This is a genomic window from Exiguobacterium sp. SH4S7, assembly GCF_004336795.1.
Classification (GTDB): Bacteria; Bacillota; Bacilli; order Exiguobacteriales; family Exiguobacteriaceae; genus Exiguobacterium; species Exiguobacterium aurantiacum_A.
This window is the reverse complement of sequence record NZ_SJUT01000025.1, coordinates 1-408: the sequence shown is the minus strand read 5'-3', so window position 1 is coordinate 408 and position 408 is coordinate 1. Positions and strand designations below refer to the sequence as shown.

The following is a 408-nucleotide window of genomic DNA, read 5'->3' as shown; positions in this document are numbered from 1 at the left end:
CTATTAGCGCGAGCATTGTTAAATCGCCCGCAATTATTAGTGCTGGATGAACCCACTCAAGGCGTGGATGTAAATGGCCAGGTGGCGTTATATGACCTTATTGACCAACTGCGTCGTGAACTGGATTGTGGCGTTTTAATGGTTTCTCACGATCTGCATCTGGTGATGGCAAAAACCGATGAAGTGCTGTGCCTGAATCACCACATTTGTTGTTCCGGCACACCGGAAGTTGTTTCCCTGCATCCGGAGTTTATTTCAATGTTTGGTCCTCGTGGTGCTGAACAACTGGGTATCTATCGCCATCATCATAACCATCGTCACGATTTACAGGGACGAATTGTTTTGCGTCGGGGAAATGATCGCTCATGATTGAATTATTATTTCCCGGTTGGTTAGCCGGGATCATGC

1 pseudogene is annotated in these 408 nt (G+C 46.8%); it reads left to right on the top strand.

Going from position 1 to position 408, the window contains the following annotated elements:
* Nucleotides 1-369 (top strand): annotated as a pseudogene (locus EVJ29_RS15315) (zinc ABC transporter ATP-binding protein); the annotation flags it as partial.
* Nucleotides 370-408: the final 39 nt, after the last annotated feature.